The sequence below is a fragment of the Paenibacillus sp. J5C2022 genome (assembly GCF_025567625.1).
GTDB lineage: Bacteria > Bacillota > Bacilli > Paenibacillales > Paenibacillaceae > Pristimantibacillus.
Map to the genome: position 1 here is coordinate 69,521 of NZ_JAOQJC010000032.1, position 19,736 is coordinate 89,256.

15 protein-coding genes are annotated in these 19,736 nt (G+C 53.5%); 11 read left to right on the forward strand and 4 right to left on the reverse strand.

The window, feature by feature from the left end; all coding sequences use genetic code 11:
* Nucleotide 1: 1 nt before the first annotated feature.
* From M6D81_RS22305 to M6D81_RS22330, 6 genes are all read left to right on the forward strand, one after another.
* Nucleotides 2-1,129, forward strand: coding sequence for an exo-alpha-sialidase (locus M6D81_RS22305; RefSeq protein WP_262679276.1), 1,128 nt, complete (start codon nt 2-4; stop codon nt 1,127-1,129).
* 28 nt (nt 1,130-1,157) lie between these two features.
* Nucleotides 1,158-3,524 carry a helix-turn-helix domain-containing protein gene (locus tag M6D81_RS22310; RefSeq protein ID WP_262679277.1) on the forward strand — a complete coding sequence of 789 codons (2,367 nt, stop codon included), beginning with the start codon at nt 1,158-1,160 and terminating at the stop codon, nt 3,522-3,524.
* A gap of 45 nt (nt 3,525-3,569) precedes the next feature.
* Nucleotides 3,570-4,952 carry a glycoside hydrolase family 55 protein gene (locus M6D81_RS22315; protein ID WP_262679278.1) on the forward strand — a complete coding sequence of 461 codons (1,383 nt, stop codon included), beginning with the start codon at nt 3,570-3,572 and terminating at the stop codon, nt 4,950-4,952.
* A 32-nt stretch (nt 4,953-4,984) separates the two neighbouring features.
* Nucleotides 4,985-7,687 (forward strand): glycosyl hydrolase, encoded by a 2,703-nt coding sequence (locus M6D81_RS22320; RefSeq protein ID WP_317259158.1) that lies wholly within the window; start codon nt 4,985-4,987, stop codon nt 7,685-7,687.
* Between the two features lie 34 nt (nt 7,688-7,721).
* The gene (locus M6D81_RS22325; RefSeq protein ID WP_262679279.1) at nt 7,722-7,877 is read left to right on the forward strand and encodes a hypothetical protein; all 156 of its coding nucleotides are present in this window, start codon (nt 7,722-7,724) and stop codon (nt 7,875-7,877) included.
* A gap of 280 nt (nt 7,878-8,157) precedes the next feature.
* A complete protein-coding gene (locus M6D81_RS22330; protein ID WP_262679281.1) occupies nt 8,158-8,313 on the forward strand; it encodes a hypothetical protein in 156 nt (51 codons plus the stop codon).
* 91 nt (nt 8,314-8,404) lie between these two features.
* Here M6D81_RS22330 and M6D81_RS22335 read toward each other — a convergent pair whose 3' ends face one another.
* The 4 genes from M6D81_RS22335 to M6D81_RS22350 all read right to left on the reverse strand — a co-directional run bounded on the left by M6D81_RS22335 (nt 8,405) and on the right by M6D81_RS22350 (nt 12,358).
* The gene (locus M6D81_RS22335) at nt 8,405-8,869 is read right to left on the reverse strand and encodes a RidA family protein (RefSeq protein ID WP_262679283.1); all 465 of its coding nucleotides are present in this window, start codon (nt 8,867-8,869) and stop codon (nt 8,405-8,407) included.
* Between the two features lie 78 nt (nt 8,870-8,947).
* Nucleotides 8,948-10,552, reverse strand: a complete 1,605-nt coding sequence (locus tag M6D81_RS22340; RefSeq protein ID WP_262679284.1) for an N-acyl-D-amino-acid deacylase family protein — start codon at nt 10,550-10,552, stop codon at nt 8,948-8,950.
* Nucleotides 10,553-10,580: 28 nt separating this feature from the next.
* Entirely contained in the window at nt 10,581-11,702 is a 1,122-nt protein-coding gene (locus M6D81_RS22345) for an alanine racemase (RefSeq protein WP_262679285.1), read from the reverse strand.
* A 14-nt stretch (nt 11,703-11,716) separates the two neighbouring features.
* Nucleotides 11,717-12,358: a helix-turn-helix transcriptional regulator gene (locus M6D81_RS22350; RefSeq protein ID WP_262679287.1), complete on the reverse strand. Its 642-nt coding sequence runs from the start codon at nt 12,356-12,358 to the stop codon at nt 11,717-11,719.
* A 142-nt stretch (nt 12,359-12,500) separates the two neighbouring features.
* Between M6D81_RS22350 and M6D81_RS22355 the strand changes: the two genes are divergently transcribed.
* The 5 genes from M6D81_RS22355 (at nt 12,501) to M6D81_RS22375 (ending at nt 19,448) form a co-directional block, all read left to right on the forward strand.
* Nucleotides 12,501-14,312 carry a cache domain-containing sensor histidine kinase gene (locus M6D81_RS22355; protein ID WP_262679289.1) on the forward strand — a complete coding sequence of 604 codons (1,812 nt, stop codon included), beginning with the start codon at nt 12,501-12,503 and terminating at the stop codon, nt 14,310-14,312.
* Nucleotides 14,313-14,314: 2 nt separating this feature from the next.
* The gene (locus tag M6D81_RS22360) at nt 14,315-15,859 is read left to right on the forward strand and encodes a response regulator (RefSeq protein WP_262679291.1); all 1,545 of its coding nucleotides are present in this window, start codon (nt 14,315-14,317) and stop codon (nt 15,857-15,859) included.
* Between the two features lie 127 nt (nt 15,860-15,986).
* On the forward strand, nt 15,987-17,333 hold the full coding sequence (locus M6D81_RS22365) for an extracellular solute-binding protein (RefSeq protein ID WP_262679293.1): 1,347 nt from the start codon (nt 15,987-15,989) through the stop codon (nt 17,331-17,333).
* 336 nt (nt 17,334-17,669) lie between these two features.
* Nucleotides 17,670-18,542 carry a carbohydrate ABC transporter permease gene (locus M6D81_RS22370; protein ID WP_262679295.1) on the forward strand — a complete coding sequence of 291 codons (873 nt, stop codon included), beginning with the start codon at nt 17,670-17,672 and terminating at the stop codon, nt 18,540-18,542.
* A gap of 18 nt (nt 18,543-18,560) precedes the next feature.
* Nucleotides 18,561-19,448 carry a carbohydrate ABC transporter permease gene (locus M6D81_RS22375; RefSeq protein WP_262679297.1) on the forward strand — a complete coding sequence of 296 codons (888 nt, stop codon included), beginning with the start codon at nt 18,561-18,563 and terminating at the stop codon, nt 19,446-19,448.
* Nucleotides 19,449-19,736: the final 288 nt, after the last annotated feature.

The window sequence follows — 19,736 nt, forward strand, 5'->3', positions numbered from 1 at the left end:
CATGAAATCGCCGATTACGAACGGATATGATAGGCGTATCAAAAGACCGCATTTGCAGGTGGAAATTAGCCACATCTTTGTGCCGCGCTGCGCAGCGGACTGGACATATGCTCATCACCCCCATATCGTCTATTTCAAAAACAGGCTGTATGCGATTTGGTCAAGCGGCCGGGTCCATGAAGACGATCTCGGACAAAGAGTGATGATCTCCAGCTCAGAAGACTTCCATCACTGGACGGAACCGAAGGCTCTGGTCGGTTCCCTTCAGGGCAAGCATTCCGAATTAGTGCTAACCGCAGCCGGCTTCTATCCGAACGACGATTCGCTGGTGGCCTATTTCGGACAATACGAATATCAATCGGAGCAGATTGTAAGCGGCGTGCGGAAGATGGAAGACAAAGGCCATATGGATACTTGCTTGCGCGCCGTTACGACATCGGACGGCGAATGCTGGAGCGATCCTGTTGATCTGGATTTGCCGATCGTACCCAATCACGGTCCGGCTCGAACATCAACCGGCAGGCTTATTATAAGCGGCAATATGATGTTCCCTTATTCGGATGATATGTCGGGTACGGGAGGGTGGAGGAAGTCGGGCATCTACGATCCGGCGCTGGAGAGTGAGGTATGGGACGACTCCGAAGCTTTATGGAGAGTGAAAGAACATATGGGCTGGCCGACGGTTCTGTGCGAGGGCTCGTGGTACGAGACGGACGACGGCAGAATTCGGATGCTGTTAAGAAGCAATACGGAGCATTTGTGGGTGACGGAAAGCATCGACGACGGAGCAACATGGACTTCGCCGAAAGAAACGTTGTTTACGGATAACGCTTCGAAATTCCATGTCGGACGATTGTCGGACGGCCGTTATTATTACGTAGGATGTCCGGACCCGCAGCCGAGATGGAAGCGTAATCCGTTGGTCTTGTCCTTGTCCGAAGACGGGATTCGCTTCGATCGGCACTTTATTCTTGGCAACGAAAGCTTCACCGCCAAGTTCCCGGGATCGTATAAAGGCGGAGATTACGGCTATCCCCACTCTCTCGTTCATGACGGGTACTTATACGTCGTATTCTCGATTTGCAAGGAAAGAATTGCCGTTATGCGCACCGCTATTGAGACGATTTGAAAAAATGGATTCGGGGGGGAGGAACACGATGAAGAAGATGAGGCTTCCGAAACTGAATCGGTTGTTTTACAAAATATTGCTTAGTTTTTTATCTCTCCTGATTCCGGTCCTTATCGTCGGCGCATTTACGTATGTTCATTTCCTGAGCAACATCGAAGAGGACAACGCCGAGAAGATTACCTTGAATTTGCAGTCTTCCGCCAGGACGGTAGACATCTATTTGAGAACCGTTCAGGGAACAAGCCTCAGTTTCTACAAAGATACCGTCGTAGGCAATTTACTGAAGCCGGATAAGGATTATACGACAGACGATAGAGCCGATCTCGTTAATTTGCTGGCGAGTCTTGGCAGCACACAGTCGATTATTTCCGATCTGGTGGAGAACGTAATCGTCTATATCGATGCGGACAAAGTGTATAGCGCGCAAGGGATAGACGATTTCCAACTGTTTTTCAATAAGTTCAATCAATACGAAGCCTATCCTCCGTCTTATTGGGAGGAGATGCTTCAATCGGACCAGTTGTTCGAAATGATGAAGCCAACCGTTGTCACGACGAGCCTTCATCGGAAGACGGTGCTGCCGATGGTGACCCGTCATCTAATTAAAGGCTATCATGCCGCACTGGTCGCCAATGTATCCGTGAACATGTTGAAGCTCACGGTTACGGGCAACGCGATATTCGATTCTACCCGTTATATCGTGACCGGAGCCGACGGCGAGATGGTCTTTACGAATGAATTTCCGGCATTCAATGAGCATGAGCTCGCCAGGCTGCAAGCGCTTCTGGAGGAACAGCATTCCGGTAAGGCGAGCATGATGATTGGCGGCACCCGCTATTCGGTTTCCTGGGCGAAATCCGATGTGTTCGGCTGGAATTATTACGCGATGACCCCCATTGGCGAATTTTACAGTCAAGCCAGAGGTATTCTGAATCTGATCATCGGGATCTGCGCCATTCTGGTTGTCGTCGGCTTTCTCTTATCGTTTCTGTTTACCTTCAGGCTGTACAATCCGATACGGAACATACGGGAAATTCTGATGAGGGAGGATGAGGACGTTCAACAAAGCGATCGCCAGGATGGGCGGCCGAATGAATTCGCGCTGATCGGCAGAGGGATTCATAAGCTTATCGAAACCAATCAGACGTTTCAAACCAAGTTGAATATCCGGTCGACCGAACTCGCAGATCACTTCATCAGCGGATTGTTCAGAGGGAACGAAAGCTCCGAGAAGGAACGGGAGGAAGTCTTTACAGAAGTGCTGGGGTTCAAAAAAAGCGGCCACCAGTGCTGTTCGATTCTATTTGATTTCAAACCCGTCTTTTATCGAGAGCTGCCCGAGGCGGATCGGCTGATGGTTCTAAGCAAAATGAAAAAGCTGATCTGGGCGCTGATGAATAAGCATGCGAGCTGCTATGTGCATACCGGCAAGGAGAACTTGTATGTGTGCGTCTTCAACGCCGATGACGACCCATCCGGGAGTTCAAGCATAAGGAAAGCAATCGAATCCTTCATGCGGGCATTCAGCTATGACGCCTTGTATTGCCAAATTACCGTCGGGCTTGGCCAGTTCCATTCCGGTAGCGATCGTATTCTCGCTTCGTACAGAGAGAGCATGTCCGCCCTTCAGGATAGACATCCTGCCGTCGACTTCCAAATCATCGAAGCCGGGGACAGTCATTCCTCATCCGATTATGATTACACCTACACCGACGAAAACAAATTGATAAACGGATTGCAACTGGGAGATTTCGAAGCGCTGCGGGAAAGTATCGAAAACATACTGAAAGAGAACGAGCAGAAAAATGTCTCTCTGTACGGATTCCACATGCTTGTAACGGAAATATACAAATCCGGGTTGAAATACTTGAATCAATTCGAGTTAAAATTCGATTGCATACTGACCGAAGAGGAACACGGCCGGTTAATCGATGCCGGAGAACTAACGACAGGGAAGGAGGAGAAGAAAGAGCTGGTGCTGCGGTTTTACCGCAGACTGAACGAAATCGCGGCCAACCGCCGCAAAGCGGTGGAATCGGCAGCCCTTGTCTCATCGATTATGAACTACATTGAAGAGAATTATAAGGAGGAGCTTTATTTGGAGAAAATATCGCTTCATCTGAAAGTTTCTCCTAAATATGTGTCGCGTGCGTTCAAGGAAAAGACAGGGACGGGCCTCATGGATTACATTCATTCGAAGCGAATCGGGAAAGCGAAGGAGCTTCTGGAGCAGTCAGACCTGCCTGTCAGCGAGATTTCGGAATCCGTAGGCATTTACAGCAGATCGACCTTTTTGCGGCTATTCAAAAAATCGGAAGGCATCTCGCCGAACGATTACCGGAAATGCAGGCGAATGACGGTTGATAGGAGCGAGCAGCAAGCGAAGGGGAAATAATAGAGGCAGCACAAGCATGCTGCCAATGAATTGGAGGAAGAACAAATGAATCCTAGTCTACTCTATTATGCAACTTCTATGGCGGACTTGAAAGCTTTCGGCGTACCGACGCAAAACATCGTTGTATCTCTGGCCGGCTATTACACGGTGAACGATGGAGGAGGAGGCCTCTTCTATTGGGACAGCGGCGCGACGGAAGCGGACAATAAAGGTACGGTGATTATACCGGATACCCTTCCAGGCACGGGAAGATGGAGAAGAACGTTAACCGACAGAGACTACAATGTGAAATGGTTCGGGGCGAAAGGGGACGGCGCGAACGACGACACGGCGGCCATTCAACTGGCGATAGACAGCCTGCCGGCAAGAGGCGGAACCGTGTACTTCCCGGGCGGCATCTATTCCATAACGTCAACAATTAACGTGGGGAACGGGGACGGAGGAACGAATTTCTCCACCACCAACGGTATTAAGCTTGTCGGCGAAGGCGCCTCCTTCGGCGTTGACAATCCCGACCTGAGGCCGACGGTCTTCGTGTGCAACGCGTCTATGCCGGCGGCAATCGACGTGAGAGGCCGGATATCCGATGTGCATATTGAAAATATTCACATCAGATGCTTATTTAATGCGGTTGTGGGAATCAAGCTTACTGCCGTCAGCGGCACACAGATGCGCAATGTCAAAATAGTGCACTATACCGATATCGGACTGTTTATTATGGGCGGCGACGCGCCTGTGGGCAATTATAATATCTTTAATGAATTCGATAATGTGAACGTCGCGTCAATTCAGGACAATTCCATCTGCTTATACATGGATGGCAATTATGCAGTACAGAATGATACCTGGATTACGTCTTGGCGCAACTGCAGATTCGACACCGTTGAATCCAAAAACTCCGTGTGCGCCTGGTTTAAATTCGTGGATTCCAATTCGTTCTATCGCTGCCACTTTGCATGTTACGATTCCTCCAGCAACGGAATCATTTTTGATGCGACGTCGAATGATAACTTTCCTTCCGGCATGGCCTTCTACGACTGCTCGATCTATAATACCGTCGTCTATGAAGATGCCACGCACAAAATCAGAAAAAATTATTTTTATGGAAACGGCACCTACGATAACGAAGCATTGCCGACCCACCCGAAACTGATCGGGTTTACGGACGACGGACGGAACTTTCATATGGCCTTGCAGCCGCTGGCGACAACGGCTGCAGGGGAGGTCGGAAACGTTCAATGGGTGAACAAGGGGCTGTCCGAATCTGTTGCGCTTCCGGTCGGAGGAAGCTGGGAATATGATATTCTGCTCGTCAATATAGCGACGGGCACCTTCAACCGCGTCGGGGGTATTGCAGCCGGCGGAACCGTGGTGAACAATACAGCCAATGTGTACAAATTCGCAAAAATAACGAAATTAGAGGAATAACCCTACTGAATAAGGATGGTTGGGAGATATGAATGATGCATAATCGGCTAAGCGATGTCATTACCGGTAAAGAAGCCAACTACATTATTCCGTTATTCTGGCTGCATGGGGAAGAAGAAGCTGTCATTCGTGAGGAAATGGCGCGGATCGACGAGTCGGGAATTAAAGCGTTGTGCGTTGAATCCCGGCCTCATCCCGATTTCATGGGGCCGTCCTGGTGGCGCGATATGGATGTAATCATGGATGAAGCCAGAAGGCGGGGCTTGAAAATCTGGGTGTTCGACGACGACCACTTCCCGACCGGACACGCGGCAGGGGCATTAAAGCATGCTCCAAGGGAGCTGAGGCGGCTATTCATCAAAGAGCATCATATCGATGTTGTCGGCCCGCTGCAGCATGCCTCCATCCCGGTAAAGGCGCCTATTGTCGGCTGGCAGACGGCGGACGAACGAGGCAATCGTCTGATCGGAGCGGCGGCTTACAAGCGGCGCTCCGGCTCTGGCGAATTGATCGCGGGCAGCGGAATTGACTTGAGCGGCTTCATCAGAGCAGACACGGTCTATTGGAATATTCCCGAAGGCTTATGGAGAATCTTCTTCTTCTCCGAGACGCCGACCGGCGGAAGCGAGCACGAGAAGGACTATTTAAATCCGATCGTTCCGGAATCGGTGCGTGTGCTGATAGATACGGTATATGAGCCTTTTTATGAGCGCTACAAGCAAGATTTCGGTCATGCGTTCGCCGGCTTTTTCTCGGATGAGCCGGGATTCAACAACGATAAAGAGGCTTCTTTCGAAGCGAAAATCGGCAAAAAGAATATGGTGCTGCCCTGGAACGCGGAGTTGGAGACGATCCTGAAGGAAAGATGGGGAACTGAATTCGTTTTATTCTTGCCGTTGCTTTGGCAGGAATGCGGTGCGGCAGCTTGGCCTGTGCGGTATGCCTTTATGGATGAAGCAACCAAGCTGTATGCGAGGCATTTCACCGATCAGATCGGCGATTGGTGCCGCAGCCGCGGCGTAGAGTACATCGGTCATGTCATCGAGGATAACAACGTGCATGCGCGGCTCGGTCCCGGACCTGGACATTTCTTCCGAGCGATGTGGGGACAAGACATGTCCGGCATCGATGTTGTTCTCCGGCAGATCGTTCCGGGCTTTGACGAGACGCCTCTGACCTGGATTGCAGGCGAGACCGACAGCGAGTTTTTCCATTACGGGCTTGCCAAGCTCGGTTCCTCTCTCGGCCATCTCGATCCCCAAAAACAAGGACGTACGCTGGCGGAAGTGTTCGGAGCTTATGGCTGGTCCGAAGGACTGAAGCTGATGAAGTGGCTGACGGATCATATGCTGGTCCGAGGGGTTAACTACTTCATGCCCCATTCGTTCTCTCTGAAGGAATATCCCGATCCGGATTGCCCGCCTCATCTGTATGCGGGAGGGAAGAACCCGCAGTATCGCTATTATCGTGAGTTGAACCGCTATACGAACAGGATGTGTCACCTGCTGAGCGGAGGACGCCATATTGCGCCGGTGGCGGTGCTGTATCATGCGGAAGCCGAATGGTCGGGGAATTGCATGCTCTTCCATCGCCCGGTTAAGGAATTGTTGCGAGGACAAATCGATTGCGACGTCGTATCGCCGGATATGGTTGTCAGGATGGCATCCGTCCATGAAGGCAAGCTTCATGTGAATATGGAGACGTTCGATTGTCTCGTCTTGCCTTACAGCGAGGCGCTGCCCATCCGGCTGTTGGAGGCCGTCATCGAATATGCGGCGCAAGGCTTGCCGGTGCTGTTCATCGACGGGCTGCCGCATCGTTCCAGCGACGGCGATGACGCGTCGGCTTTGCTCGCAAGGCTTGCCGGACAGGATCATATCGACACGGTTCCCTTGACCGAATTGACGGTCCGACTGAGGGCAATGGGTATCCATGATATCGAAGTGGAGGAGTATGCGCCGTATTTGCGCTACTATCATTATGAACATGACAATATGAATGTGTATATGTTTTTTAATGAGCATCCCTACGAGCGAATGCATGTGAATGTTCGGATAGCTTTGGAGGAGCGGATGTATCTGTACGATGCTTTTGCCAACCATTTAGAACCGTCGGAAGCAGTGTCGTCCGCACAGGGGATAACGTTCCCTTTGGAACTTCATCCATATGAGTCTGCTATTCTCCTGGCAGGGGATATCGGGCAGGATATTTCGCCGGATAGCAGGTCGAACCTCACTGCCGCGCAGCCGGATTCATTTATGCCGATAACCGGTCCGTGGGACGTGTCCATCGCGGGTTCAGAGGCGTATCCGCATTTCGAGCCATGGGATCAGCTTCACGTATTGGAGGATCTGAGCCGGCCGGAACGGCTTCCTTCCTTCTCCGGGACATTCCGATACGAAGGTCAATTCGAGTGGAAGCAAGAGGGAATCCCCCTCTGTCTGGATCTTGGTCATGCTTATGAAACGGTTCAAGTATGGATCAATGGAACCGATGCAGGGATCAAAATTAGCCCCCCTTACCGGTTCTTTATCGGAGATATGGATCTTCGAGAGTTGAACAAAATAACGATCGATGTGACGAACACGCTTGCAAGAGAGCAGCCTGACCCCTTTTCCCGTTTTGCGCCGCTCGAGCCAAGCGGATTGATCGGTCCCGTTCGTGTGCTATTCCGTTCATCAAGGCGAATGCACAATTATGCTAAGCGCCTATATTTTCCGCCAGAATCTACATAGTATAGTGTACCTAAACAAAAAGGAGTTGAACACTTTGAACTATGCAGCTAATGTATCCGGCGGTGCCAATCAGCACTATCCAGTTGCTGGCGCTTCGACCGGAGTAGGCGGTTACAATACAGTCGGTGCCATCCTCGTCCTCTTCATTCTTCTTGTCATTATTATACGCGTCGTATGCTGCTCTTACTAGTTCATGCCTTCCAGCGCGCGTGACAGCAATGATTGCCTGATTATACCTTCCACGGATTCACGCGGATAAGGATGAAGCTCCTCCCCAAGTGCATAGGCGCTTGGGGATTTCTCTCCCACAGCGGTATGCGGTAATGAACGGTAATGCTTAAGGTATGGGCCGCGTCTTGCCGACGGCTTTGAAGCGGGCAAGGCGAACGCACAATTTTCCGCATTGCCTATACATTATAGCGGAATCGACATAGGATACTGTACCTTCACTAAAAAAGGAGCTGAAAAACTTGAATTACGCAGCTAATGTTGCAGGAGCGGCCAATCAACAATACCCGGTCGGCGGCGCATCGTGCGGAGTCGGCGGTGCTTACAATAATGTTGGAGCCATTCTGGTACTCTTTATTCTACTCGTGATCATTTCATGCTCGTTTAGATTCTACTGAGTCGAAGAAAACAGGAAACCCCCAAGCGCAAGCGCGCTTGGGGGTTTTTGCGAGCGGAGGGCCCGCGGAATAAGTGCCTGACAAGCCTGAATTAGTTGCGGATTTCTGCAATCAGCTCAATCTCGACGGGCGTGTGGAACGGAAGATCACTCGTTCCGATCGCGGAGCGCGCATGCTTGCCGTTCTCGCCGAATACGTCGATCAGCAGATCGGAGGCGCCGTTAATGACATACGGCTGATCACCGAAGCCCGGAGCGCTGTTGACGAACGCCAGAATTTTGACGATTTTCACGACGCGGTCCAGATCGCCCAGATGCGCCTTCATCGCTGCCAGCAAGTTGATGACGACCTGGCGCGCCGCTTCCTGTCCCTGCTCGATCGTCAGGTCGGAGCCGATCTTGCCCTCGTACATCAGCACGCCGTCGATGCGGCAGTCGAATCCGGACGTATAGATCAGGTTGCCCGTTTGATTGACCGGAATGTAGGAAAATTTCGGTTCTGTTGTTTCCGGAAGCGTAATACCCAGCTCTTGCAGACGTTGTTCGATTCTAGACATGTTGTTCATTCTCCTTCGGTATCTGTAGTGAATTGTTGTTCCCTGTCCCCAGTGACAGGATGGATGAGGCTGCTTGCGTTAATGCGAGCAGCAGCGATGCGCCCGGATGAGGCTGCCTTCGCGCTTGTGCGTATGCCGGCCGTGCTCCATCGTGATGTGACCGCCGACAAGCGTCATCGAGAAGCCGTCCGGATACTGGCGCGGCTCTGCGAAGGTAGCCGTATCCTGAATCGTATCCATACTGAATACAGTCAGGTCGGCGGCGTAGCCGGGTACGATCAACCCGCGCTTGCCCAGCTTGAAGCGCTGCACGGGGAAGGAAGTCAGCTTGCGCACCGCCTGCTCCAGCGACAGCACGCCGTCCTGGCGCACATACTTGGCGAAGACGCGCGGGAAGGTGCCGTACGTACGGGGATGCGGCTTGCCGATCTCGCAGTTCAGGCTGTCGGAGGCGATCAGCGACTTCTCGTATGCGATCACTTGCTTTACGTCCTCGTCGGACATATGGAAGTAGACGATCGCGATCTGGCCGTTCTCCTCCAGCAGCAGATCCATCATGCAATCGACGGGATGCTGGTCGCGAAGCTCCGCAATCTCGGCGATATGCTTGCCTTCCAGATGCTTGTTCGCCTGCGACTGCAGCGCCGAGATGATAATGCTCTGCCAGCCGGTGGAGCAGACGAGATTGTCCCAATCGTCTTGCTCGCGGCTCAGCTCATCCTTGATGCGGACGCGCAGAGCGGGATCGCGGAAGGCGGCGAGCGTCGACTCGATGCCGCCCTCCAGCACCCACGGCGGAAGCACGGTTGTAAGCGTCGTCGAGCCTGCATTGTAGGGATAGACGTCGACAGTGACGTCCATGCCGCGCGAGCGGGCGGCTTCCACCAGCTCCAGCGCATCCATCACCTTGCCCCAGTTCGCGCGGCCGGCCGCCTTCAGATGGCTGATGTGGAGCGAGATGCCGGCTTGCTCGGCGATCCAGATCACTTCCTGGACGGAAGGCAGCAGATTGTTGCCCTCGCCGCGGATATGCGTGGACAGGAGGCCGTCGTACTTCGGCAGTACGCTGCATAGCTCCGCCAGCTCCTCACGGGACGTATAGCTGCCCGGCGCATACAGCAAGCCGATCGACAAGCCGATCGCGCCCGCCCGCATCCCTTCCTCCAGCAGCTCCTTCATCCGTGCGATCTCAGCCGCTGTGGCAGGGCGATTCTCGAAGCCCATGACGGCAATGCGAAGCGCGCCATGCGCGACATAGGTGGCGATATGCTCCGATGGATTGGAACGGGCGACGAAATCCATATATTGCCCGACCGTCTCCCACGGCCATTCCCAGCTGGTGCTGCCCAGCACCGGCTGCACATAAGTCTGCAGCAGCTCCGCCTTGCTGCGGATGAACGGCGCGGGGGCGAGCCCGCAGTTGCCGACGACTTCCGTCGTCACGCCTTGCTGCATTTTCACTTCGCTGTGGGGGTGATCGATAATCATCAGGTCGGAGTGGCAATGGCCGTCGATGAAGCCGGGCGAGATGATCTGCTTGCCGACGTCGATTACGCGATGCGCCTCTTGGTCGATATGCCCGACGGCCGCGATGACGCCATCCTTGATGCCGACATCGCCCCGATACCAGGGATTGCCGCTGCCGTCGACGATTTTACCGTTTTTCAATACGAGATCCAGCATGTTCAGCCAAGCTCCCTTCTCTTGTTCGCTACACTAGAAGTCCGCGTGCGGCTACCGCCGTTCTGGTCAAGGCGCCGTCCGTATCCTGCAGGTAGACATAGTTGTGCAAATTCACGGTGCTGCATATATGATTCGGAATAATCGCGATCATGTCGCCTACTTCGTACAAGCTGTCGGGCGTTACGGCGATGACGCCGTGCTCCTCGTTCATTCGCAGGAACACCGCCTCCTCATCGCCGACGATATGCCCGAAGCCCTTCAGATGAAGCGGCGCCTTGTCCGGCTGCACGTCCGTGGCGAACGTCTTGCTGCCGCCGTCGATGACGATCCGATCCGGTGCGGGACGGCTGACGACCGTCGCCCATACCGCGCCGGCGCAATCGTCCAGGGAGCACAGCCCGAAGGCCGCCTGCATCCGATCCTGATAAATATAGGTGCCAGGACGCACCTCGGTTATGCCATCGATCTCGGCGGCATACAGAGCGGTCGGCGAAGAGCCGACGCTCACATCACGAATGTCCAGCCCAGCAGCTCTCATCGCGCCGGCGACTCGGACCATCAACCGCCCTTCCTCGTGACCGGCTGCGCGCAAGTCCATCGTAGGCTCGCCCTGCAGCATGGCGCCGCGATAGGTGAAGATGCCGGTCAGGGACACGCCTTCAAGCGCCTGAATCTCCTTCGCAAGCTCTACAGCCGCTGCAGGATCTGCGCCCGTGCGCTGCAGGCCGGATTCAATCTCCAGCCGCACCTCCAGCACGCAGCCTGCGGCAGTCGCCGCGCGGGAGATCATCGCCGCCCCCGCAAGACTGTCTACGCCTATAATCAGGCGCACGCCCGACTTCGCAAGCTTGACGGCGCGTTCCAGCTTCGGCTGGCCTACGATGGGGTATGCGACGAACAGATCTTTCACGCCTGCGGCTGCCAGCACTTCCGCTTCTCCCAGCTTCGCTACGGTTATGCCGGCTGCCCCGGCCGTCAGCTGCCGCTTCGCCATCTCCGGCAGCTTATGCGTCTTCGCGTGCGGCCGCAGGCTGACGCCGAGCCGATTGATGGCCGCCGCCTTGCGAGCTATGTTGGTGTCGACCGCATCGCTGTTAATGACGATGCAGGGCGTCTCCACACCTTGCGCGAGCGTCCAGTCTCTACTCATCTTCTTTCGCCTCCTTATTGTTCTGATGATTTCGACTCTTCCAAATAGTTGTACAGCGTATATTTCGATATGCCCAAGTAACTGCAGATGCGCTCCCCCGACTTCTTGATCAGAAACGCTCCCTTCACATCCAGCAGCTGAATGAACCGTATTTTGTCCTCCTTGCCCATAAGTGCCGGTGGCTTGCCGATTGCTTCCTGCGCTTCCTGGATCAACGTATCCAGCAGCTCGTTCACATTGCTGACGAACGACTCCCGCACCGGGGCAAGTCCGCTTGCCGTCAACGATTGCAGCGTTTTCTCCGCGACCATCAGATCGGTAATGTCATAGTTGATGCATAAGGCTCCGATGATGGTCCCGGCGCCGTTCTTCATATAGATGGAGGTGGAGCGCAGAATACGCCCGTCGGCAGTCTGTGTGATATAGTTGTGCCGGTTGTCTCCGTCGGACGTTCCCCTCATAATCTCCAATCCCAGATTCGTGCCGGGATCGCCTACTTTGCGCCCCGTTACCTGTCCGTTCTCAATGACCACGATCGTGCTGTCGTAAGGTCTGGACCAGTCATGCACGACCACCTCGCAATTGTCGCCGAATTGGGCTGCAATCCCTTTGGCCAGCTCTGTCAGCAGAGGCAATTCCTTCGTTATCGATTCCATCTCATCCCCCCGGACCTGCATTTGCACCGCTTGATGAACACATGGTACTACGGAGCTTGCGAAAAATCAAACAAAAATTTTGTTATGCTAAAAAAAAGTATGGTACGTCTGTTGTGGCAAATAGTATAATGTGGCATGGTTATTGAAGCAGGATACACTCGTGAACGAAGGGGATGGGCTGATGCGCTGGATTAGCAGTTCATTGAAACGAAAGCTGTCGACATTGCTGCTGTTATCCGTGCTTGTGCCTCTGCTTGCGCTGGGACTGTTCGCTTACAATATGGCGGCTACAACGACGGAAGAGAAGGCGAAGCAAGCGGGGACGAGCCTGCTGCGGCAGGTAAGCACGAATCTGGAATTTATTGTGAAGGATATTGAAAATTTATCGATCTTTCTGATCGGCCAGAAGGACGTGCAGCAATACCTCAGCGCAACGGGAGACGATCCTATTGTGCAAACAAGAATGATTGAGTTTTTGTCTAATCTGGAATTCTCGAAAGCTTATATTTCCGATATTACCATTTACCCGTTGCAGCCATCGTATCCGCCGTTGTCCAATGCCACGATCTTCGATACGGGACTGACGGTAGAGCTGGACGAGCGAATCCACAATCATCAGACGACCAGCAAATTCTGGACGGAGAGATACAGGACGGAGACGGCTTCCGGGCCTCAGGATGTCATCTCGCTTATTCGTCCGATCAATAACTTATACGGCTTCAAGCAGCTTGGTACTGTGGTCATCAGTCTGGATGAGCGGGAAATTGCCAAAATGCTGAAACAGACGAAAATGCCCGGAGAGGGCTATGTCATGCTGACCAACAAGAGCGGCAAGGTGCTCTCCAGCAGCAATCCCGACATTGTTGGCAGGCATCTGGAGGAGTTGATGCCGGGCGTTGCACTGGAAGGGCAGGTAGGCACCTTTAATTATGGCAAGCGTGACGGGAAGGTAACGATTCTGTATGACGCCATTGACGACATGGGATGGACGCTGACCGGCGTGATGCCGTTCTCGGAATACCGGAATCAGAACAGCTATGTATTGCAGCTGATGGTCGTCGTAATTGCGGTCTCCGTGCTGCTTGTGGCTGTGCTTGTGCTTTATTTTGTTCAGAAAGTGACGAATCCGCTTGTCATGCTCGCCCAATTCCTGAAGCATTCCAACCCGGAGGAGCCGCTGCAGACGTATCCTGTTCAGACGATGGATGAAGTGGGCCAGCTCGTCAGAAGCTACAATAAGCTGAGCAATCGCATCGAGCTATTGACCGATCAAGTGAAGCAGGAGGAAGTGAACAAGAAGGAAGCGGATATGCAAGCGCTGCAGGCGCAGATTAATCCGCACTTTCTGTACAACACGTTGTCCTCGATCCACTGGATGGCGCTGATGAGCAGGGAAGAGAAGATCGCGGAGATGGTCGGCAGCTTGAGCGACTTCCTCAGATTCAGCTTGAATAAGGGAGAGGAATTCTGCACGGTAGAGCAGGAATTCGCACACGCCAACCATTACGGGAACATCCAATCGATTCGCTTCCCGGACAAGTTCACGCTCCATATGGAGCTTGAGCCGGCACTGAAGGGGCAGATTATGCTGAAGCTGCTGCTGCAGCCGCTCATCGAGAACGCGCTTATTCATGGCATTCAGAAGGGACCGGGCAAGGGAGAGATCCATGTGAGCGCGAAGAGTACGCCGGGCGGCATGCTGTTCAGCGTCGAAGATACCGGAGTAGGGATGGATGCGGACAAGCTGGCCGAATTAAGAGTTCGGCTGGAGGATGCGAAGGATATGAAAGAAGAGAAGGTGCGCTTGGAGAAGGGAAGTTACGGATTGCGCAATGTGAACAAGCGGTTGCTGCTGCATTACGGCAGTCTGTCCGGGCTGCAGATTGCCAGTGCTGTGAACGAGGGAACCCGGGTAACCTTCTATATACCGATGACAGGAGAAGGGGAGGAATAAGCATGAAGCTGCTTATTGTGGACGATGAAGTCATTATTCGAACGGGGCTGAGCACGGTTATTCAGTGGGAGGATTACGGCTACGAGCTGCTTGAGCCGGCTGCTTCTGCCGAGGAGGCGCTGGCCCGGATCGGCAAGGAGATGCCGGATATCGTGCTGACGGACATTCAGATGACCGGACTGACTGGCCTCGATCTGGCCGGAGAGATCAAGCGCCAGCTGCCGGACAGCGAAGTCATTATATTGACAGGCTACGATCAGTTCAGCTATGCCCAGCAGGCCATTCGCGAAGGCGTAAGCGACTACCTGCTGAAGACGAGCCGCCCGCCGGAGATTCTTGGTGCCGTGAACGGCGCCCGCCACCGGATCGTGTCCCGCTGGGAATCGATGCGGCGCGACGACTTGCGCGACCGGATGATGGAACGGCTCGTGACGGGCAACGGGTGGGAGGAGCGCTCGCTGGAGCAGGCGGTGAAGCTGTTCCCCAAGCTGCGGCTGCTGGAGCCGGGAGGCTATCAGGTCGTGCTGCTTAACGCCACTGGCTGGGGGGAAGAGAACGGCTATAACCGGCTGCTGCTGTTCGCTGTGCACAATATGCTTAACGAGCTGATGGAGGACGGAGAAGTAATGCTGCGGGAGAAGGATATTCTGGTTGTGCTGCGAGACCGGCATGGAGATGCTTTGACGGGACAGCTGGACCGATATATGTCCTCCGTGGAGCGGAAGCTGAAGTGTACATTGTTCGCGGCAGCGGGAGGAGCCGTCTCCGACAGGAGCGGACTGAACGATTCCCATGAGCAGGCGGCATATGCGATCTTGTTCCGCGGCATGCTGACGCACAGTCATCTGATCACATACGGGGAAGTGAAGGCTCGCAAGGGTGGGCCTACGATGTGCACGAGCGAGGAAGAGAAGGAGCTGACGGCCCGGTTGCAGGGAGGCGACGAGACGGCCCTTGCCCAATGGGCAGAGGAAGCGGTGTCCGCCCATATTATGGACGAGCAATCCACCCCGGAGTCGCTGCAGTCGTTCATCCACTCCATCTTGCTCTCCGCGCATCGCTGGGCCGAGCGGATGCTGGCGATGATCGGCGACGCGTCGTATGCGGACAAGCTGCCGCAAGGCGTTCCGCTTATTCCGCTCGGACAAGTGGCGGACAGAGGCAAGGGCATTCTGCTAGAGCAGCTGAAGGAACTGATGAAGCTGTATCGCAGCGCATCCGGTCACGAGGGAGTGCCCTATATACACAAGGCCATCGCCTACATTCACGACCATCTGGACAAGGATTTGACGCTGCAGCAGGTCGCCAAGCATGTGCATCTGACGCCGAATCACTTCAGCGAGGTATTCAAGCGGGAGACGGGACAGACGTATATTGAATTCGTCACCCGTGCCCGAATTGAGCGCGCGAAGCAGCTGCTGGACGAATCGCCGGTGAAGGTGAGCGAGATTGCGGTCAGTGTCGGCTATAGCGATATTAAGTATTTTGGGCAGCTGTTCAAGAGATATACAGGCTACACCCCGTCGGAATACCGGGCGAGGGAATAGGGATGTGACGTAGAGGCAATGAGCTTAAACTGAAAAAAACCTACCCCTGTTCCGAACTTTGTCCCCTGCCCCATATTGTCCTGTTTCACTATACTGGAATTAAATAACGCGAAGGGGGAAACAAGACATGAAGAAAACGTTATCAGTATTCCTTACGGTTACCATGATGGCTGCTGCGCTGGCTGCATGCGGCGGCACTTCCGACAACAAAGGCGGCTCCGCTGCGAACGGCAATAAGCCGGCAGATGGAGGCAAAAAAGAGGAGAAGGTTGAAATCTCGCTCTGGCACAACTTCACAGGCGATGATCAGCGAGCTGTGACGATGCGTGAGATCATTACCGAATTCGAGAAGGCCAATCCGGACATTACGCTCGATATTCAAGCGATTCCGCCGGACGGCTACAAAACGCGTCTGAAAACAGTCGCTGCCGCTAACGAAATGCCTGACGTATTCATCATGTGGCCGGGCGCCATGACGCAGGAATTCGCTTCCGGCGGACTGATCCAGCCGGTCAACGATCTGCTTGATGCGAACAAGGAGTGGACAGACGGCTTCATCGACAACGCGTTCGGCGGCTTTACGATCGACGACAGCATCTACAGCGCGCCTATGAGCTTGACGCCGACTTCCATCCTCTACTATAACAAATCGATTCTGGATGACAACGGACTTTCCGTTCCGAAGACGTGGGACGAGCTGATGAATGCGATCGAAGTGCTGAAAGCAAAAGACATTACACCGATCGCGCTTGGCAACAAAGCGGCTTGGGTAGCGCAATCCAGCATCTTCAGCTCCTTGGCTGACCGTGTAACAGGCTCCGAGTGGTTCCTGAAAGCTTCGAAGCAAGACGGCGCATCCTTCACCGATCCTGAATTCGTCGATGCGCTGAACTACATGAAGCAGCTGGGCGACGCAGGCGCGTTCCAGGAAGGCTTCAACGCGATCGACCACACGCAAATGGAAATGATGTTCGCACAAGGCCAATCCGCGATGATGATCGACGGCGGCTGGGCGCTGACGCAGCTGGCGGCTAATGCTTCCGAGGAAGCGATTGCACAGATGGGCGCAACCGTTCTTCCTTCCATCCCAGGCGGCAAAGGCGAGGCGAACGCTCTGGCCGGCGTTGTCGGTGTAGGTCTCGGCCTTGGCAAAGACGCTACAGGAAGCAAGAAAGATGCGGCTCACAAGCTGATCCTGGCCATGTCCGGTCCTGAGGCTCAGAAGCGTACGCTGGAGAGCAACCAGCTGGTCAGCTACGATCTGGAAATTGATACAAGCAAAGTAACGCCGATCTTCGCTGAAGTATACAACCTGGTAAACAGCGTACAACTGACTCCGGTATATGACGGCGTACTGACTTCCGCAGGAGCTGACGCCGTGAACAACGGTCTGCAAGAGCTTCTGATGGGCGGCGATCCTGCAGCGATCGCGAAGAAGATTCAAGACGCTCAAGCGAAGGCGCTGGCTCAGTAAGCGGTACTTGGCGGGAGGGGACGCTCATACGCTCGTCATGGGCATCCATGAGCATCCCTCCTGGCCAAGATTTGAGTTGTAACGGTTGTGAGAGAGCTTATATGATCAGAAGCTGCACGAAAGATAATTTAACGGACGTAGCAGAGCTTATCATATGACATCGTCATCAAGGTTAAGGCCATTCATGAGAAATAGCGCTACTCATGACCGTTACATTTCAAATTTCTAGATAATCCGCAAATAGCGTTAGTGGCATCCGTTAGCCAGACAGCGACCAGCAAGAGCAAAATTACACGACTGAGCAATTATAAAGTTATCATGCCAGGAGGGATGTTCATGTCACCGTCATTGCGCAGCAGAGGATTTATTGCAGTTGGACTTCTTCCTTCACTTGCCATATTCGCATTTTTTGTCATCATTCCGCTTATATGGTCCGCTTATTACGGCTTCTTCTCATGGAAGGGCATCGGAGCGATGAAGTTTATCGGCTTCGACAACTATATTGAAGCCATTAATGACCGTTTATTCTGGGTCGCGTTCAAAAACAACATGATGATCGTAGCCGCATCCGTATTCGGACAGGTTCCGATCGCGCTCATATTGGCGCTGTTCCTGCTCAAGAACGGCTGGTTCCAACGGTTCATCCGATCTGCCGTCTTCATGCCGATGGTGCTGTCGGCTGTCGTTGTCGGCATCATCTGGGGCTACATCTACCATCCGCAGATCGGCGTATTGAACTTCCTGCTGGACTACCTGGGGCTGGAGAGCTGGAAGCAGCAGTGGCTGACAGACCCGAAGGTGTCCATGTACGCCATTCTCGTTCCGATTATCTGGCTGAATGTCGGCCCGTATCTGATCCTGTTCATTGCGGCACTGCAGAATATTCCGAGCGAGATTGACGATGCGGCAGGCATTGACGGCGCGGTAGGCTGGCGCAAGCTGATCTACGTGAAGCTTCCGATGATCTGGGATACGATTAAAGTTGCCGTTGTGCTCTGTATCGCGGGCAGCTTGAAGGCATTCGACCTGATTTATGTCATGACGGGCGGCGGCCCTGCGAATTCGACGGAGCTGCTGGCGACCTATATGTACAATAATACGTTCAACATTTACCGCTTTGGTTACGGTAGTGCCGTATCGACGCTGATCATCATTATTAGCTTGGTGATGATTGCGGGCAGCCAGTATTTGATGAAGACGAAAAAATAACGGAGGAGGTTATCTCTTATGTCTGCTTCCACAACGAATGGAACTTTGCAACCTGCCGCTGCAGCCGATCCCGGCAAAAGCTGGCTGAGAAGAGGCAAGGATGGCCTTACTGCCGTCAGTCTGACCATTTACGCGCTGGTTACGCTCTATCCCTTAATCTGGTTGTTCATCAGCGCATTCAAAACAAATGAAGAATTTTACGCAAGCCCGTTCGGTCTTCCTGCGAAATGGAGCCTGGAGAACTTCACGCGCGCTTGGGAAGTGGCGGATATGGGGACAGCGTTCGTGAACTCCTTTATCGTGACGATGCTGGCGCTTGTTATTACACTGTTGCTGGGCGCGTTAACGGCTTACGTCTTGTCCCGCTTCCAGTTCAAGGGCAAAGTGCTGACAATGGGCGTATTCATGCTCGGCTTGCTCATTCCGATTCACAGCACGCTCGTTCCTTTGTTTATCGTGATGAACAAGGTGAACATTCTGGACTCTTACGCCGCGCTGATCTTGCCTTATACGGCGTTCGAGCTTCCGCTGGCGATCTTTATCTGCGTAGCGTATATGAACACGTTCCCGAAAGAGATTGAAGAAGCGGCCATGATCGACGGCACGGGCTACTGGGGCATCTTCCTTCGCATGATGCTGCCGCTGTCTCTTCCGGCGCTCTCGACGATTGGCATACTGGCGTTCCTGCGGTATTGGAACGACTTCGCATTCGCGCTCGTGTTCATCAACAGCCCCGAGCTGAAGACGCTGCCGCTGGCTCTATCCGTGTTCGCGACAGGCTACTCTACGGACTATAAGCTGACCATGGCGGCTATGGCGATTGCTGTCATACCGACGATTATCATCTATCTGATCTTCCAGGAGCAGATTATGAAGGGCATGACGGCCGGCTCGGTGAAAGGTTAATCATAAGTGCGGGTTCGGCGCTGCAGGCAAGATTTCTTGCTTGCAGCGCTTTTTTGTCGTTGGGGTCTGATCGTGATGGATGTTCGGCAGCGTGAAATCAGTTACTTGACGATTGCGGAAATAAGAAGTAATGATCAGCAACACATACAATAAATAAATCCATCCAGGATAGGGATAGTTGTACGATTTTTCGTACAACTATCCCCTTCATCACGTTGGCATTCTGGTGTTTGTATGAAATATCGTACAAGATTTACCCATTAGTCTTTTAGCCTCGTCATTTTATAC

What these genes read in the sequence shown, in the direction of transcription:
- M6D81_RS22340 (WP_262679284.1), bottom strand. Translation starts at nt 10,552, where the DNA reads ATGCTGGATCTCGTATTGAAAAACGGTAAAATCGTCGACGGCAGCGGC.
- M6D81_RS22365 (WP_262679293.1), top strand. Translation starts at nt 15,987, where the DNA reads ATGAAGAAAACGTTATCAGTATTCCTTACGGTTACCATGATGGCTGCT.
- M6D81_RS22350 (WP_262679287.1), bottom strand. Translation starts at nt 12,358, where the DNA reads ATGGAATCGATAACGAAGGAATTGCCTCTGCTGACAGAGCTGGCCAAA.
- M6D81_RS22360 (WP_262679291.1), top strand. Translation starts at nt 14,315, where the DNA reads ATGAAGCTGCTTATTGTGGACGATGAAGTCATTATTCGAACGGGGCTG.
- M6D81_RS22315 (WP_262679278.1), top strand. Translation starts at nt 3,570, where the DNA reads ATGAATCCTAGTCTACTCTATTATGCAACTTCTATGGCGGACTTGAAA.
- M6D81_RS22375 (WP_262679297.1), top strand. Translation starts at nt 18,561, where the DNA reads ATGTCTGCTTCCACAACGAATGGAACTTTGCAACCTGCCGCTGCAGCC.
- M6D81_RS22310 (WP_262679277.1), top strand. Translation starts at nt 1,158, where the DNA reads ATGAAGAAGATGAGGCTTCCGAAACTGAATCGGTTGTTTTACAAAATA.
- M6D81_RS22320 (WP_317259158.1), top strand. Translation starts at nt 4,985, where the DNA reads ATGATGCATAATCGGCTAAGCGATGTCATTACCGGTAAAGAAGCCAAC.
- M6D81_RS22305 (WP_262679276.1), top strand. Translation starts at nt 2, where the DNA reads ATGAAATCGCCGATTACGAACGGATATGATAGGCGTATCAAAAGACCG.
- M6D81_RS22335 (WP_262679283.1), bottom strand. Translation starts at nt 8,869, where the DNA reads ATGTCTAGAATCGAACAACGTCTGCAAGAGCTGGGTATTACGCTTCCG.
- M6D81_RS22370 (WP_262679295.1), top strand. Translation starts at nt 17,670, where the DNA reads ATGTCACCGTCATTGCGCAGCAGAGGATTTATTGCAGTTGGACTTCTT.
- M6D81_RS22345 (WP_262679285.1), bottom strand. Translation starts at nt 11,702, where the DNA reads ATGAGTAGAGACTGGACGCTCGCGCAAGGTGTGGAGACGCCCTGCATC.